Origin of the sequence: Bacillus sp. UMB0893 (genome assembly GCF_002858905.1) — a bacterium.
GTDB lineage: Bacteria > Bacillota > Bacilli > Bacillales > Bacillaceae > Bacillus_P.
This window is the reverse complement of the sequence record NZ_PKLB01000003.1, coordinates 26622-43477: the sequence shown is the minus strand read 5'-3', so window position 1 is coordinate 43477 and position 16856 is coordinate 26622. Positions and strand designations below refer to the sequence as shown.

The following is a 16856-nucleotide window of genomic DNA, read 5'->3' as shown; positions in this document are numbered from 1 at the left end:
TACATTTGGAGGTATTAGACGTTGCAAGAGAAAGAATATCGGATTCTCGTCTTAAATCCAGGTTCAACCTCGACGAAAATTGGCGTATTTGATAATGAACGATCTATTTTTGAAAAGACAATCAGACATGAAACAAATAAAATTAATGCTTTCAGCAGCATTATAGAACAATACGAATTCAGAAAGCAGACCATTCTCGAAACCCTTGATGAAGAGGGCATTAATATCTCTAAATTAAGCGCTGTATGCGGCCGCGGGGGATTGCTTCGTCCGATTGAAGGCGGCACCTATCATGTGAATGACCAAATGCTGAAGGATCTCCGAATGGGGTTTGCAGGTCAGCATGCTTCGAATTTAGGCGGCATCATTGCCTACGAAATAGCAAGCGGACTAAACATCCCTTCATTTATCGTTGATCCTGTTGTTGTAGATGAAATGGAAACGATTGCAAAGGTATCGGGCGTCCCATCAATCGAAAGAAAGAGTATTTTTCATGCGCTGAACCAAAAATCAGTGGCCAGAAAAGTTGCTCAGCAATTCGGCAGAAAATACAGTGAAATGAGCTTTATTGTCGCTCATATGGGCGGCGGGATTACGATTGGTGTTCACAAACTGGGCAAGGTTGTTGATGTAAACAACGGGCTTCACGGTGATGGTCCGTTCAGTCCTGAACGTGCTGGAACAGTGCCTGCAGGCGATCTTGTGAATCTTTGCTATTCTGGCGATTACTATCGCGAAGAAGTAATGAAAATGCTTGTCGGACAAGGCGGTCTTGTGGGCTATCTTGGAACGAATGACGGTCAGAAAGTGGAGCGTATGATAGCAGCCGGAGATAAAAAGGCAAAGCTTATATTTGATGCAATGGCATATCAAATCGCAAAAGAAATTGGAGCAGCAAGTGCTGTTCTCAAAGGAAAAGTCGACGCTATTATTTTAACGGGCGGACTTGCCTACGGAAAACAATTTGTAAAAGAAATTTCATCTTATATAGACTGGATAGCAGATGTCATTGTATTTCCGGGAGAGAACGAACTTCAGGCACTTACAGAAGGAGCTCTCCGTGTGTTGCGCGGAGAAGAACCGGTAAAAGAATATCTTGATCAAAAAATGGATTCTAACATATACAACTAGATTTTAAATGAGAGGAGCATCACTATGGCAACAGAATATGATCTCGTCATTGTGGGCGGCGGCACAGGCGGTTATGTAGCTGCGATCCGCGCCAGCCAGCTCGGCTTAAAAACAGCAATAGTTGAAAAAGGAAAACTTGGAGGGACTTGTCTGCATGCAGGCTGCATTCCAAGCAAAGCGCTGCTTAGAAGTGCAGAAGTTTTTGCAACGGCGAAAAGAAGCGAAGAGTTTGGCGTTATTACTTCAGGCGTTGAGCTGAATTTTATAAAGGTGCAAGAACGTAAGCAATCTATCATTGATACACTGCATAAAGGTGTTCAGCATTTGATGAAGCAAGGGAAAATCGACGTTTATGAAGGGACAGGGCGCATACTTGGTCCTTCGATCTTTTCTCCAATGCCGGGAACAATCTCAGTAGAAATGAATAACGGTGAGGAAAACGAGATGCTGATTCCTAAAAACGTTATTGTAGCTACTGGTTCACGTCCCCGCAGTTTACCGGGCCTTACAATAGACGGCGAGTCTGTATTAACATCTGATGAGGCTTTGCAGCTTGAAACATTGCCAAAGTCAATCATTATTGTCGGCGGAGGCGTAATTGGAATTGAGTGGGCCTCTATGCTGTCTGATTTTGAGCTTGAAGTAACAGTACTTGAATATGCAGATCGCATTTTGCCGACAGAAGATGCTGAAATTTCAAAAGAAATGCAGCGTTTGCTTAAGAAGAAAGGAATCAATGTCGTAACAGGTGCCAAGGTACTTTCTGAAACTCTTGAAAAAGGTGAATCCGTTTCAATCAGTGCTGAGCATAAAGGTGAAGTAAAATCGTTTTCTGCTGAAAAAATCCTTGTATCAGTTGGACGCCAGGCAAATGTTGAAGGAATTGGCATTGAAAATACAGAGATTCAGGTCGAAAAAGGATTTGTAAAAACAAATCAGTTTATGCAAACAAAAGAATCACATATATATGCAATTGGCGATGTCATTGGCGGTCTTCAGCTTGCGCATGTGGCTTCACATGAGGGCATAGTAGCGGTTGAACACATTGCTGGGCATAATCCTTCTGCAATTGATTATAAAAAGGTTTCTAAATGCGTTTACAGCTCACCTGAAATTGCAAGTGTCGGATATACGGAAGAAGAGGCAAAAAACGCTGGCTTCGAAGTGAAAACAGGCAAGTTTTCATTCCGTGCAATTGGTAAAGCACTTGTTTTCGGTGAATCCGATGGCTTTGTCAAGCTGATAGCTGATGCAAAAACAGATGATCTGCTTGGTGTTCACATGATTGGACCGCATGTAACGGACATGATTTCAGAAGCAGGACTTGCGATGGTGCTTGATGCAACACCTTGGGAAATTGGTCAAACAATTCATCCTCACCCTACACTGTCTGAAGCAATAGGTGAAGCTGCACTTGCTGTTGATGGAAAAGCAATTCACTCTTAAAGGGGTCAATCCCTTACATACTGATTTTTGAGGAGGCAATAAAATGGCAGAAAATCGTCATAAAACACTTGGTTTATCCGATCAGGATGTTCTTGAAATATATGAAACGATGGTCATGGCGCGCAAAATCGATGAACGGATGTGGCTGCTGAATCGTTCAGGGAAAATTCCGTTTGTTATATCGTGTCAAGGCCAGGAAGCTGCCCAGGTTGGAGCTGCATTCGCTCTTGACCGCGAGAAGGATTATGCACTTCCTTATTATCGTGATATGGGAGTGGTGCTTGCTTTTGGAATGACAGCAAAGCAATTAATGCTTTCTGGATTTGCTAAAGCAGAAGATCCAAACTCAGGGGGACGTCAAATGCCTGGTCACTTTGGACAAAAAGAAAATCGCATTGTAACTGGTTCTTCTCCAGTTACGACTCAAGTTCCGCATGCTGTCGGAATTGCTCTTGCCGGCAAGATGGAAAAGAAAGATCTTGTAACATTTGTCACGTTCGGTGAAGGTTCATCAAACCAAGGGGACTTCCATGAAGGCGCAAACTTTGCTGGTGTTCATAAACTGCCTGTTATTTTTATGTGTGAAAATAACAAATATGCGATTTCAGTACCTTACGAGAAACAAGTAGCATGCGAAAAAATTTCTGACCGTGCAATTGGCTATGGTATGCCGGGGTATACTGTTGATGGAAATGATCCTCTTGAAGTATATAAAGTAGTCAAAGAAGCAGCTGACAGAGGCCGCCGCGGAGAAGGGCCAACACTTGTAGAAGCCATTTCATACCGATTAACGCCTCACTCAAGCGATGACGATGACCGCACATACCGCGGACAAGATGAAGTTTCAGAAGCTAAGAAAAACGACCCGATCTTAAAGTTTGCAGCTTACTTAAAAGAAACTGGCGTCATGACGGAGGAGAAGGAAAAAGAGATTCATGATCATATTATGAATGTCGTAAATGAAGCAACAGATTACGCTGAAAATGCTCCATATGCTGAGGCAGAAACAGCACTAAAATACGTATACGCAGAGTAAGGGGGAAGAACAATGCCAGTCATTTCTTATATAGATGCTGTCACAATGGCAATTCGTGAAGAGATGGAACGTGATCCAAAAGTTTTTGTTCTCGGTGAAGACGTAGGAAGAAAAGGCGGAGTCTTTAAAGCAACAACAGGATTGTATGACAAGTTTGGCGAAGAGCGTGTTATTGATACGCCGCTCGCAGAATCCGCAATCGCTGGAGTTGGAATTGGAGCAGCGATGTACGGAATGAGACCAATCGCAGAAATGCAATTTGCAGATTTTATTATGCCTGCAGTGAATCAAATCGTTTCAGAAGCAGCAAAAATCCGCTATCGTTCGAACAATGATTGGAGCTGTCCTATTACAATTCGTGCTCCTTATGGAGGCGGCGTACATGGCGCACTCTACCATTCTCAATCTGTAGAAGCGTTATTTGCCAACCAGCCTGGGCTTAAAATTGTTATGCCATCAACACCTTATGATGTTAAGGGCTTATTGAAGGCTGCGATACGAGATGACGATCCTGTTTTATTCTTTGAGCATAAACGTGCTTATCGTCTTATTAAAGGCGAAGTTCCTGATGATGATTATGTATTGCCAATCGGAAAAGCCGATGTGAAGCGCGAAGGCGAAGATCTTACTGTTATTACATACGGTTTATGTGTTCATTTTGCATTGCAGGCTGCTGAAAAGCTTGCTCAGGATGGTATTTCAGCTCACATTCTTGACTTGCGCACAGTGTATCCGCTTGATAAAGAAGCCATTATGGAAGCAGCTTCAAAAACAGGTAAAGTATTGCTTTTGACTGAGGATAACAAAGAAGGCAGCATAATGAGCGAAGTATCAGCTATCATCGCTGAAAACTGTCTATTTGATTTGGATGCTCCAATTATGCGTCTTGCAGGACCTGATGTTCCGGCAATGCCGTATGCACCAACAATGGAAAAGCATTTTATGATCAATCCAGATAAAGTAGAAGCAGCTATGCGAAAGCTTGCTGAATTTTAAGTAGATCTTTATTTAAGGAGGGAACATACATGGCAATTGAACAGTTGACGATGCCACAGCTTGGGGAAAGTGTAACAGAAGGAACCATCAGCAAATGGCTTGTATCGGTCGGAGATACAGTAAACAAATACGATCCAATCGCTGAAGTTATGACGGATAAAGTAAATGCAGAGGTTCCATCTTCTTTTACAGGTGTGATCAAAGAATTAGTTGCGGATGAAGGAGATACGTTAGCTGTCGGGGAAATCATTTGCAAAGTGGAAGTTGGCGGCGGAAGCACGGAAGCTCCTGCAGAAGCTGAAACAACTGCACCTTCTGAGGTAACACAAAAGGTGCAGTCAGATGCCCAAATTGATCAATCAAATAAGAACCGTTATTCTCCTGCTGTCCTGCGATTGGCACAGGAAAATGATATCGAACTTGAACACGTAACAGGCACTGGTGCCGGCGGACGAATTACGAGAAAAGATCTGCAGAAAGTCATTGAAAGCGGCAATATTCCAAAAGCAAGCAGCACAGCTAAGGCTGCTCCACAAGCGCCGACTGCTGCAAAAGCTGAACCAAAGACAATTGCACAAGCTGCACCTCAGAAGTCTGTACAATCACCTTCATCTGCTGCAGTTCAGCCGGGTGACATCGAGATTCCTGTAACAGGTATTCGAAAAGCGATCGCGGCCAATATGCTTCGCAGCAAACACGAGGCACCACATGCTTGGACAATGATTGAGGTTGACGCTACGAATCTTGTTGAATACCGGAATACAATTAAAAATGAATTTAAGCAAAAAGAAGGTTTCAATCTCACTTTCTTTGCATTTTTCGTCAAAGCTGTTGCTCAAGCATTAAAAGAATTCCCGCAAATCAATTCGATGTGGGCAGGAGACACGATCATTCAAAAGAAAGACATCAATATATCAATTGCAGTTGCAACTGATGATGCATTATTCGTACCAGTTATAAAACATGCCGATGAAAAGACAATCAAAGGCATTGCACGTGAAATATCTGAGCTTGCAGGCAAAGTACGCACTGGAAAATTATCAGCAGACGAAATGAAGGGCGGAACATTTACTGTTAACAATACAGGTTCATTTGGATCTGTTCAGTCAATGGGAATCATCAACTATCCGCAAGCCGCAATTCTTCAGGTGGAATCAATCGTAAAACGTCCTGTTGTCATGAACAATGGCATGATTGCTGTACGTGATATGGTGAATTTGTGCATGTCACTGGATCATCGCGTCCTTGACGGTTTAGTATGCGGAAGGTTCCTTGCAAGAGTGAAAGAAATCCTTGAGAATACATCAAAAGATACTACATCTGTTTATTAAGAAGAAAAGCGGAACCGCCCGGTTAGCGCAGGCATGACAGATAAGAATCCGGCAGAAAAGTCCGGTTTTGACTTTTTTGCCGGATTTGTTCTGGCCGAGGAGTTGGGCGATGGAGCTGGACAGTAAGAAAAGCGGAACCGCCTGTTTAGCGCAGGCATGACAGATAAGGATCCGTCAGAAAAAGCCGGTTTTGCTTTTGCTGGCGGAGCCGTTCTGGCCGAGGGGTTGAGCGATTCCGCTCGCCATCAATGCGCAAACCTTATCATTTCACTTCTCTTGAAAAAAGCCGTCACAAATTTTTGTGACGGCTATTGTATATCATCCTTCGGACAGAGCATTTGAAAATGATGATGTAACATAGTGATTGATTCAGGTGTATTGGAATAAATCTCGCCATCTGTATCAACGCTCATTTCTTCCTTCGTTTCAATCTGCAGGCTGCTTGCCTGATAATGCCGCAGCTGTGAGTCAAGATGATCCCATTCAATTTTATCTTTCATGCTCAATACCTCTTTTATTAATGAAAAATTAGCATCTTTAATGATGAAAACATCTGCCAAGCCATCATCGATTTTAATATCGGGATATGGAAGCTCATTCGTTCCGATCATTTTGCCGTTAGTGATTAATACCATGATCGCTTTCTCTTCAATCCATTTATTATCAAGCTTTAATTTGAAGTGAAAGGGCTTCATGCTTTTGATTGTTCGAAATGCACTCAGAAAATAGCTGACTTTGCCAAGAAGAGCTTTTTCTGTATCATTTATATTCTCCGATGTTTCAGTGACAAGGCCAATTCCCCAGAAGTTAAGAAAGTAGCCTTTCGTCATTTTGGCAGCATCAACTCCGCGCAATCTTCCAGAAAACAACACTTCAGCAGCTTTTTTTAAGTTCTGGGGAATGCCAAGTGTCCTTGAAAAGTCGTTGCATGTTCCGCCTGGCAAAATAGCGATTACAGGTCTCTTTGCAAGACCGCCAAGACCATTGATGCATTCATGAACGGTTCCATCTCCACCGAGGATAATCACGATGTCGGCATCTTCCCCGTGCTTTCTGCAATATTCTTCTGCATCACGAGGTTTGGCTGTTTGAAGCAGCAGAAGCTGTTCCACATGAAGGGAAATGATTGGAACGCAGATGCCAAGTGTTTTTTCTGCGTCCTTTTGACCGGCATTTCCATTATATATCAGCACGCCTTTTTTATATTTCGTCATATAAAAACTCCTTATGAGCAAATGAACCTGTCTCAGAATTAAAATAAATCACCTATATTTTTAACAATGGATCTGAAGAAAAAGAATAAAATCCGAAAGGGTAAAACGATAAGTATCTCAATAAAATCAATGCATTCAAGTGCTATGTCGAAAATCCAATTTCCTCTTTTTTTCCGTTTCTTTTTCAGCGTAAATGGTCTCTTCATCTTTAAAATAACCTCTCTTTCATTAAACGAAACCTTTTTTTAAATAATTACGTTCCAAGCTCATAAAAGGTTTCAGTATGGAATGGAATTGCTGATAGACGCAAGATGTAATAAAATGAAATAGATTAAGTTTTTAGTATTTTCATAAATGTAAACGCATTCTTTTGCGTCAAGGGGGTGGGCTTCCTCAATAGGGAGCGGAGTATGAAGCAGGGAATCAATCACGAAATAAATGATTTTGAAAAAGTATCCAAACAAATGTGGATTGAAGAAGCTGAAAAAGCTTTAAAGGGGAAAAGTTTTCATAGCCTTTCAAAAAAAACATATGAAGGAATCACGTTACAACCATTATATACAATGCCAGATATCCAATCTGCTCGGGTAAAAGCGGTGGAAGCATCTCAGCTGAAAAATGAATGGTCTGTCAGCCAAAAGCTTCAGCTTTCAGAAACGCCTGCACAGTTAAACGAAGAAATTCTGTCTGCCATCAAAAGAGGACAAGATATGATTTATCTTGAAAATATGTTTTATGTGAATTCTTATGATGATGTATGTACGGTTTTTGAAGGCGTTGATTTCAATCAAATAAGCTTTCATATCTCACTAAAAGGAAATGTTGGTTTTTTTCCATTATTCATAGCTTATACGAAAAATGTTGAATGCAAGGGAACATTCGCCTTTGATCCTTTTGGGGAATGGATTGAAAAAGGAACGGTACATCTTTCTAAAAAAATCGAGATCCTGGCTGAAATGATCGAAGTGATAGAACAGGAAAATTTATCCGACGTAAGACTTGTGTTATTCAGCGGTGAAATTTACCATAACGCAGGAGCTTCTGCGACAGAAGAGCTCGCATATACCTTTGCCAATGCTATCGAGCTGCTGAATGAGATGAATAACCGCGGATTTTCCGCTGAAAGGCTTGCTGGGAGAGTTGGTTTCTCCTTTTCAATAGGATCAAACTTTTTTATGGAGATTGCAAAATTCAGAGCAGCAAAAAAAATATGGGCGACGATTTTAAATGCTTTCGGTGCCAACCATGATGCTCATGCCATTTCGCTGCATGGAACTACATCTTCCTTTAATAAAACAAAAAATGATTTGCATGTTAACATGCTGCGAACGACTACGGAATCCTTTTCAGCAGTTATTGGCGGAGTTGACAGCTTAACGATTGCCCCGTTTGATGAAGTGCTCGGAGAAGTCAGCAAAATGGGCGATCGGATAGCTAGAAATACGCACTATATTTTGAAAGAAGAGAGCTTGCTGTCTAAAGTATCCGATCCTGCAGGAGGTTCATGGTATATTGAGGAGCTGACTGAAGAACTTGCTGCACTTGCCTGGAAGAATATTCAATCCATTGAAGCGATAGGCGGATTTGCACAGGCAGTAAAACAAAACTATATCCAAAATAAGCTGCGCGATCTTCTGGAGCAAAGAATGGAAGATGTCAGCAAACGCAAGGTGCATCTAATTGGTACAAACTATTATGCAAATATACAGGAGCAGGCGAGACATATCAAAAAATCTGCAGATCGAAAAACATTCACTGCTGCTTCTGTCCACCATGAGTTAACTTCACTTAAAGAATGGATCAACGAAGCAAAATATTTAACGATTAGCGAAATCAATGCAATGGTCAATGAACATTCTGATTTCGAAATAACGCCTTTGATGCCGACGAGGCTTGCTGTGCAATACGAAGGGCTAAGAGCTGCTGCAGATGAGTACAAAAATAAGTTCGGCCATTATCCAAAAGTCCAAGTCGTTGTTCTTGGTAAATTGCTGGAATACAAGCCGAGACTGGATTTTCTCACTGGTATGCTCTCAGCAGGAGGAATGGAAGCTTCTATCTTAACACCTGATCAGCTGAAAACAGCTTCTCCGCAAAAGCCAATCATTGTGTGCGGAAAGGATGCCGCGTACGAATCGTTTGATTTTGGACAAATTTCGGAGGGAAGTATTGCCTATCTAATAGGTCGATATGAAAAGGATGTATTAGAGAAAAGGCACATTGAAGAGTGCATTCACCATGGGATGGATGTGTATGCCTGCTTGAAAAAAATGCAGCTTCAATTGGGGGTAGCGTCGAATGACTCGAATTAATCTTGCAAATACAGAATTAATGAATGATCGTTTTTTTGAAAAAAAACAAGAAAGCAGCCAAACTGCAGAAGCTTTCAAATCAAATGAAGGGATTCCATTAAATCCGGTTTATACTGCGGAAGACCGAAATGAAATGCCTTATTTGGACAGCTTTCCTGGAATTGCGCCTTTTTTAAGAGGACCTTATTCAACGATGTATGTTAATCGTCCATGGACGATCCGGCAGTACGCCGGTTTTTCAACTGCAGAAGACAGCAATGCTTTTTATCGCCGCAATTTGGCAATGGGACAAAAAGGATTATCTGTCGCCTTTGATTTGGCAACACACAGAGGGTACGATTCAGATCACCCCCGTGTTGAAGGGGATGTCGGCAAAGCTGGCGTCGCCATTGACTCCATCCTCGATATGAAGATCCTGTTTGATGAAATACCTTTAGATCAAATGTCTGTTTCAATGACAATGAATGGCGCTGTTTTGCCGATCATGGCTTTTTATATTGTGACAGCTGAGGAACAGGGAGTTTCCAAGGAAGCCCTTGCGGGTACGATTCAAAATGACATATTAAAAGAATATATGGTTCGTAATACATATATTTATCCGCCAGAAACGTCCATGAAAATCATTGGGGATATTTTCGAATATACGGCAAAGCATATGCCTAAGTTCAACAGCATCAGCATTTCAGGCTATCATATGCAGGAAGCGGGTGCGACAGCAGATATAGAGCTTGCTTATACATTGGCAGACGGACTTGAATATATCCGGACTGGATTAAAAGCTGGTCTTGATATCGATCAATTTGCCCCAAGGCTTTCTTTTTTCTGGGCAATTGGCATGAACTATTTCATGGAGGTCGCCAAAATGAGGGCTGCCCGATTAATGTGGGCAAAAATTGTAAAAGAATTTAATCCGAAAAATCCTAAATCGCTGGCGCTCAGAACACATTCCCAAACGTCAGGGTGGAGCTTAACTGCCCAAGATCCGTTTAACAATGTAGTCAGAACATGCATTGAAGCCCATGCAGCCGTTATGGGACACACACAATCTCTGCATACGAATGCTCTTGATGAAGCAATTGCCCTTCCAACTGATTTTTCTGCACGAATTGCCAGAAATACGCAGCTTTATCTTCAGCAGGAAACCGGGATCTGTGATGTCATAGATCCATGGGGAGGTTCCTATTATGTAGAATCTCTTACAAAACAGCTGATGGACAAAGCGTGGGCTCACATTGAAGAGGTAGAGAATCTAGGCGGAATGGCAAAGGCGATTGAAACCGGTTTGCCTAAAATGAAAATAGAAGAAGCGGCAGCAAAGCGTCAGGCGAAAATTGATTCAGGCACTGAAACGATCATCGGAGTAAATAAATTTCAAGTGGAAGAAGAGGATCCAATTGAAATTTTAAACATTGATAATACTGAAGTAAGAAGAAAACAGATTGAAAGGCTGCATGCGTTGAAAGATTCGCGTGATCAGGAAAAAGTAGACCAAACGCTTGCATCCTTAACAGAGGCTGTCAGAAGCGGTGAAGGGAATTTATTGGAGCTTGCTGTCGAAGCTGCAAGAGCGCGAGCGACTCTGGGAGAAATTTCTGATGCAGTTGAAAAAGCATCGAAGCGCCATCAGGCAGTTATCCGTTCTATTAGCGGAGTATACAGCTCTGAGTTCTCAAACGAAGAAGAAATTGAAAGTGTAAGGAAGCTTACAGATGATTTTTACGAGCTGGAAGGAAGAAGACCGCGAATCTTGATTGCCAAAATGGGTCAGGACGGTCATGACAGAGGAGCAAAGGTTGTTGCAACAGCCTATGCAGACTTAGGGTTTGACGTTGATATTGGACCTTTGTTCCAAACACCTGCCGAAACGGCTGTCCAAGCAGTTGAAAATGACGTCCATATTGTTGGAATGAGTTCTCTGGCTGCCGGTCACAAAACGCTCCTTCCGCAATTAGTGCAGGAATTGAAATCACTAGGAAGAGATGACATCGTCGTAATAGTAGGAGGAGTGATTCCTTACCAGGATTACGAGTTTTTATTGAACAGCGGGGCATCTGCTATTTTTGGACCCGGCACTGTTATTCCGAATGCAGCGAGAGTCATGCTTGAAAAGATTTACGAAAGACTGGGCTATGAGGATGCAGAAGAATGACCGATAAGCGGCAAAAGCGAAAAAAAACCGGGAGCGTTGAGAAAAGTGCCGAAGATTATATAAAGGGTGTCTTGAAAGGGGAACGGGTTGCAGTTGCACAGGCGATTACGCTTGTCGAAAGCAATGCCGAAAAGCATTTTGAAAAAGCGCAGCAAATGATTGAGGTGCTGCTGCAAAAGGGCCATCCATCAATACGAATTGGCATAACAGGTGTTCCAGGAGCAGGGAAAAGTACATTTATTGATGCATTTGGCACCTATCTATGCAGTCTTGGACATAAAGTGGCCGTACTTGCTGTCGATCCAAGCAGTCAGGTTTCCAAGGGCAGCATATTAGGGGATAAAACGAGAATGGAACGGTTATCCCGGAATCCTGATGCCTTCATCCGTCCGTCTCCGTCCAGCGGAACACTTGGAGGTGTTACCCGGAAAACAAGAGAATCCATTATTGTTTGTGAGGCGTCCGGATATGATGTGATTCTTGTTGAAACGGTCGGGGTCGGACAAGGCGAATTTGCGATTCGCGGAATGGTTGATTTTTTCCTTTTATTAGTATTGACCGGTGCTGGTGATGAGCTTCAGACGATGAAAAAAGGCATTATGGAGCTTCCAGATCTTGTTGTCGTAAATAAAGCCGATGGAGAGAATCTTGAAAACGCAAAAAAAGCCATGCATGAATATAATCATATCCTGCACTTTTTAAAATCATATACACCTGGCTGGGAAACAAAAGCGGCAACTGCATCTGCCCTTCATGAAACAGGAATTCATGAAATATGGGAGACAATAACCGTTTTCAGTAAAGAAACAAGGGAAAACGGTATTTTCGAAGAAAGACGAAAGCTCCAGCAAAAAGAATGGCTGTACGACATGATACAAGAACAGCTGAAGCATCATTTTTTTCAGCACTCCTATATAAAAGGGAATATGCTAAAATATGAAAGAGAAGTCACAGAAGGCAAACGGCCAGTATCAAGCAGCGTGAAAGAATTAATTTCCGCTTTTTTGAACGGAGAAAATAATGGCTAAACACGCGATACTGTTTTTTGCGGTGTCCAGCTCCATCGCCCAGCTCCTCGGCCAGAACAAATCCGCAGGCAAAGTCAAACCCGGACTTTTCTGCCGGATTCTTATCTGCCATGCCTGAGCTAAACGGGCGATTCCGCATTTCTTTATTATTGGTCAATTTCTGAAACTCTTGGTAAAATGAATCTATTGTGAGTAAAGGAGAGATAATGACATGAATATTGATTTTAATATGTTTATGAATGATGTAGTCACACAAGCTAGAAAAGAAATTACGGCTGCAGGATATACAGAATTAACGACACCTGAAGAGGTTGAAGAAACGTTTAAGAAAGAAGGAACGACGCTTGTAATGGTTAACTCGGTTTGCGGGTGTGCAGGAGGAATTGCACGGCCGGCAGCAGCACATTCAGTTCATTACGATAAAAGACCCGACCGGCTGGTAACCGTTTTTGCCGGACAGGATAAAGATGCAACAGCATATGCAAGAGAGCATTTCACTGGATACCCGCCTTCATCGCCATCCTTTGCCCTTTTAAAAGACGGCAAGCTTGTGACAATGGTGGAGCGCCATGAAATTGAAGGACATGACCCAATGAGTGTCGTAGCAAAGCTTCAGGAAGCTTTTGACAAGCATTGTGAAGAAATCTGAACTGCCGTTTATACGGCAGTTTTTTTGTGCTGTTTTTTTATCCCTCAAAAGTTTTACACTCTTTTCCAGTATAGTAATAATGTATAAAAATAAATAAAATAACTATATATTGCATATTTATAAGCATGTGTTAAAATACATTAAGTCGGATATTTATTCGTTAAAAAATACTTGTAAAATATTATTCTATAGAAGATAATATTATTAAATTTAGAATTTTAAGAAAACATCAAGGGGGAAGAAAATGAAGAAGCTATTATTGGTTATGATTTCTATGTTAGTCATTGGAGTTCTTGCTGCATGCGGATCTTCAGAAAATGGAACAGGCGGAGAGAAAAAGGTGCTGAAGATGGCAACATCTGCAGATTATCCTCCATTTGAATATATTGATACTGCAAAGGGCAGTGACATCATTGGATTTGATGTGGATTTGGCCAAAGCAATCGGAAAAGAACTTGGCTATGAAATAAAAGTTGAAGATATGGATTTCACAGGTTTAATTCCAGCCCTTCAAGCTAATAAAGCGGATCTTGTTCTTGCAGGTATGACTCCAACAGCAGATCGTAAAGAAAGCGTTGATTTTTCAGATGTTTATTACACAGCTAAACATATGATTGTTGCTAAAAAAGGCAGCGGCATTGAGTCAATTGAAGACTTAGAAGGTAAAACAGTCGGCGTTCAGCTTGCATCTATTCAAGAAGGAAAAGCTGAAGAAATCTCCAAAGAAGTAAACATCAAAGTAGAAAACCGCAACAGAATTCCTGAACTTATTCAAGAAATGAAATCAGGCCGTTTTGATGCAGCAATCATTGAAGATACGGTAGCAAAAGGCTATTTTGAAAATGATAAAGAATTAGAAGGATTTACGATTGAAGACGGGAATACTGAAGAAGCAGGATCTGCGATTGCATTCCCTAAAGACAGCAAACATACAGAAGAATTCAACAAAGTTCTTCAGGAGATGAAAGAAAACGGCGAACTTGAAAAATTAGTCGTAAAATGGTTCGGCGGAGAAGAAAAATAAGCAAAACATTAAAAAACGTTCAACAATACGAATGTTGAACGTTTTTATTTTCGCATAAGAAAGGAGTGTTCCTGAAATGAACCTGGATTTTCCGGCTATAGCACCTTCCATTCCTTTTATTCTTCAAGGGATACCAGTAACATTGAAAATAGTTGGCCTTTCTGCTTTAATTGGTTTTATTCTTGCTGTCATTTTGGCTTTATTTAAAATCAGCAGAATCAAGCCGCTAATGTGGATTGCTGATGCATATACATCTATTTTTCGCGGCACGCCGCTCATTCTGCAATTATTGATTATTTATTATGGTGCACCGCAAATTCTTGGATTTGAGATTGATCCATATCCTGCGGCTGTTGCAACATTTGCACTTAATTCAGGTGCCTACATTTCTGAGGTAATCAAAGCAGGCATTATGGCAATAGACAAAGGGCAGCGCGAAGCTGCAATGGCTCTCGGCGTTCCTTATTCAAAAATGATGAAGGATATCATTTTTCCGCAGGCAATCAAAAATATTTTACCTGCATTAATGAATGAATTTATTACGTTAACGAAGGAATCCGCGATCGTAACTATAATCGGAGTTCAGGACATTATGAGAAGTTCCTATATTGTCGGCGGACAAACATACCGTTATTTTGAGCCGATTTTAATTGCCGGCTTAATCTATTATGTCATGGTTATGATATTAACACTCCTTGGCAAACTCGTTGAAAGGAGAATGGCGCGCAGTGATTAAAGTAGATAAGCTTCATAAGTCATTTGGAAAATTAGAAGTGCTCAAGGGAATCACAACATCCATTGCTGAAAAAGAGGTTGTGGCGATTATTGGACCTTCCGGCTCTGGTAAATCAACCTTTTTGCGCTGTTTGAATCGTTTGGAAGATCCAACAGATGGACATGTCTGGATCAAGGATCAGGATATTACAAATCCGAAAACAGATATTAATAAAGTGCGGCAGGATGTCGGCATGGTCTTTCAGCATTTCCATCTTTTTCCTCATAAAACGGTTTTAGAAAACTTAACCTATGCACCTCTTACGGTTAAAGGAACATCCAGGAAAGAAGCAGAAGCTCAAGGTCACGAGCTCTTAAAAAAGGTCGGCCTTGCCGAAAAAGCTCATGAATATCCAAGCCGTTTATCAGGGGGTCAAAAACAGCGTGTTGCGATTGCGAGAGCGCTTGCGATGAACCCTGAAGTTATGCTGTTTGATGAACCTACCTCTGCACTTGACCCGGAAATGGTTAAGGAAGTATTGGAAGTTATGAAAAACCTTGCTTTCTCTGGAATGACGATGGCTATTGTTACGCATGAAATGGGATTTGCACGGGAAGTAGCTGATCGGGTATTGTTCCTGGATGAAGGTGTATTAGTAGAAGATGCAACGCCTACGGAATTTTTTACAAACCCTAAAACAAAACGTGCTCAAAGTTTTCTTGAAAAAATGCTATAATCTCAAAAGTGAAAGGTGATCATAATTGATCATCTTTTTCTTTTATGTTCCAAATGTGTTTAAATGAAGAAACAGAACAATGAAGCAAGGGGCAAGGAAATGTTTAAAATCGGATATCGCACGTTAAAAACAGCATTAGGAGCAGCGATTGCAATCAGTCTTGCACAACTTTTTCAGCTTGATAATTTTGCATCTGCAGGAATACTGACCATACTCTGTATCCAGGTGACAAAGAAGAAATCTTTGCAGACCTCATGGGCCAGGTTTTTTGCCTGTTTAGTCGCTATATTATTTTCGTTTGTTTTTTTTGAAGGAATCGGCTACAATCCGTTTGTTATCGGTCTGCTTCTCTTATTCTTCATTCCAACGACTGTGCTCGTCAAAGCGAAAGAAGGCATCGTCACTAGTTCAGTTATTATTTTGCACTTATACAATTCCTCACATATCACAATGGATCTGGTGTTAAATGAAATTGCACTTATTTCTACTGGAATAGGTGTAGCGCTTATTATGAATCTCTACATGCCAAGCGTAGATAAAAAGCTGAAAGAATATCAGCTGAAAATTGAAGATAACTTTTCTAAAATCTTTCAGGAAATTGAGGATTATTTACTTTCAAATGACAGCACGTGGGATGGAAAAGAAATAACGGAGACAGCTAAATTGATTAATGAAGCGAAGACGCTCGCTTTCAGAGATGTCGAAAATCACTTTATGAGACATGAAAACCTTTACTATCACTATTTTAAAATGAGAGAAAAGCAATTTGAAATCATAGAACGCGTTCTTCCGATTATCACTTCCGTAAATGTTACATTCGATCAGGCGGAAGTCATCGCAGAATTTATTCAAGAAGTTCGAGTAGCGATCCATCCAGGAAATACGGCTCATAAATTTTTAGTAAAGCTGCATCATATGAAAAAAAGCTTTGAGGAAATGCCTTTGCCGGAAACGCGCGAAGAATTTGAAGCACGAGCTGCACTTTTGCATTTTGTAAGGGAAATGGAGCAGTATCTTGTGATTAAGAGTCAATTTAAAGGAATAACTGGATAGCATGATTTTCACCCTTTTCGTACAGTATAAAGAAAA

14 protein-coding genes are annotated in these 16856 nt (G+C 41.2%); 13 read left to right on the top strand and 1 reads right to left on the bottom strand.

What is annotated here, in order from left to right:
• Positions 1-21 precede the first annotated feature (21 nt).
• From buk to CYJ36_RS08030, 5 genes are read left to right on the top strand one after another with little or no spacing between them, the layout of a single operon-like run.
• The gene (buk, locus tag CYJ36_RS08050; RefSeq protein ID WP_101566627.1) at positions 22-1131 is read left to right on the top strand and encodes a butyrate kinase; all 1110 of its coding nucleotides are present in this window, start codon (positions 22-24) and stop codon (positions 1129-1131) included.
• Between the two features lie 24 nt (positions 1132-1155).
• Positions 1156-2577: a dihydrolipoyl dehydrogenase gene (lpdA, locus tag CYJ36_RS08045; RefSeq protein WP_101566624.1), complete on the top strand. Its 1422-nt coding sequence runs from the start codon at positions 1156-1158 to the stop codon at positions 2575-2577.
• Positions 2578-2620: 43 nt separating this feature from the next.
• Entirely contained in the window at positions 2621-3613 is a 993-nt protein-coding gene (locus CYJ36_RS08040) for a thiamine pyrophosphate-dependent dehydrogenase E1 component subunit alpha (RefSeq protein ID WP_101566622.1), read from the top strand.
• A 12-nt stretch (positions 3614-3625) separates the two neighbouring features.
• Complete coding sequence (locus tag CYJ36_RS08035; protein WP_101566621.1) at positions 3626-4609, top strand: alpha-ketoacid dehydrogenase subunit beta; 984 nt, start codon at positions 3626-3628, stop codon at positions 4607-4609.
• Between the two features lie 29 nt (positions 4610-4638).
• Positions 4639-5940 (top strand): dihydrolipoamide acetyltransferase family protein, encoded by a 1302-nt coding sequence (locus CYJ36_RS08030; protein WP_101566619.1) that lies wholly within the window; start codon positions 4639-4641, stop codon positions 5938-5940.
• 308 nt (positions 5941-6248) lie between these two features.
• On the opposite strand, the gene CYJ36_RS08025 is transcribed toward CYJ36_RS08030, so the two are convergent.
• Positions 6249-7154 (bottom strand): diacylglycerol/lipid kinase family protein, encoded by a 906-nt coding sequence (locus CYJ36_RS08025; protein ID WP_101566617.1) that lies wholly within the window; start codon positions 7152-7154, stop codon positions 6249-6251.
• A gap of 410 nt (positions 7155-7564) precedes the next feature.
• Between CYJ36_RS08025 and CYJ36_RS08020 the strand changes: the two genes are divergently transcribed.
• From CYJ36_RS08020 to CYJ36_RS07985, 8 genes are all read left to right on the top strand, one after another.
• Positions 7565-9466 (top strand): methylmalonyl-CoA mutase family protein, encoded by a 1902-nt coding sequence (locus tag CYJ36_RS08020; protein ID WP_101566615.1) that lies wholly within the window; start codon positions 7565-7567, stop codon positions 9464-9466.
• A gap of 19 nt (positions 9467-9485) precedes the next feature.
• On the top strand, positions 9486-11615 hold the full coding sequence (scpA, locus tag CYJ36_RS08015) for a methylmalonyl-CoA mutase (protein ID WP_257962440.1): 2130 nt from the start codon (positions 9486-9488) through the stop codon (positions 11613-11615).
• Positions 11612-12643 (top strand): methylmalonyl Co-A mutase-associated GTPase MeaB, encoded by a 1032-nt coding sequence (meaB, locus tag CYJ36_RS08010; RefSeq protein WP_101566611.1) that lies wholly within the window; start codon positions 11612-11614, stop codon positions 12641-12643. Before scpA ends, meaB begins: the two co-directional genes overlap by 4 nt.
• 211 nt (positions 12644-12854) lie before the next feature.
• On the top strand, positions 12855-13292 hold the full coding sequence (locus tag CYJ36_RS08005; RefSeq protein ID WP_101566609.1) for a BrxA/BrxB family bacilliredoxin: 438 nt from the start codon (positions 12855-12857) through the stop codon (positions 13290-13292).
• A 244-nt stretch (positions 13293-13536) separates the two neighbouring features.
• The gene (locus CYJ36_RS08000) at positions 13537-14316 is read left to right on the top strand and encodes a transporter substrate-binding domain-containing protein (protein WP_101566607.1); all 780 of its coding nucleotides are present in this window, start codon (positions 13537-13539) and stop codon (positions 14314-14316) included.
• A 76-nt stretch (positions 14317-14392) separates the two neighbouring features.
• Positions 14393-15052, top strand: a complete 660-nt coding sequence (locus CYJ36_RS07995) for an amino acid ABC transporter permease (protein WP_101566605.1) — start codon at positions 14393-14395, stop codon at positions 15050-15052.
• Entirely contained in the window at positions 15045-15767 is a 723-nt protein-coding gene (locus CYJ36_RS07990; protein WP_101566602.1) for an amino acid ABC transporter ATP-binding protein, read from the top strand. The genes CYJ36_RS07995 and CYJ36_RS07990 overlap by 8 nt, the downstream gene beginning before the upstream one ends.
• A gap of 99 nt (positions 15768-15866) precedes the next feature.
• Positions 15867-16820 (top strand): aromatic acid exporter family protein, encoded by a 954-nt coding sequence (locus CYJ36_RS07985; protein WP_101566600.1) that lies wholly within the window; start codon positions 15867-15869, stop codon positions 16818-16820.
• The last annotated feature ends 36 nt before the right edge of the window (positions 16821-16856 follow it).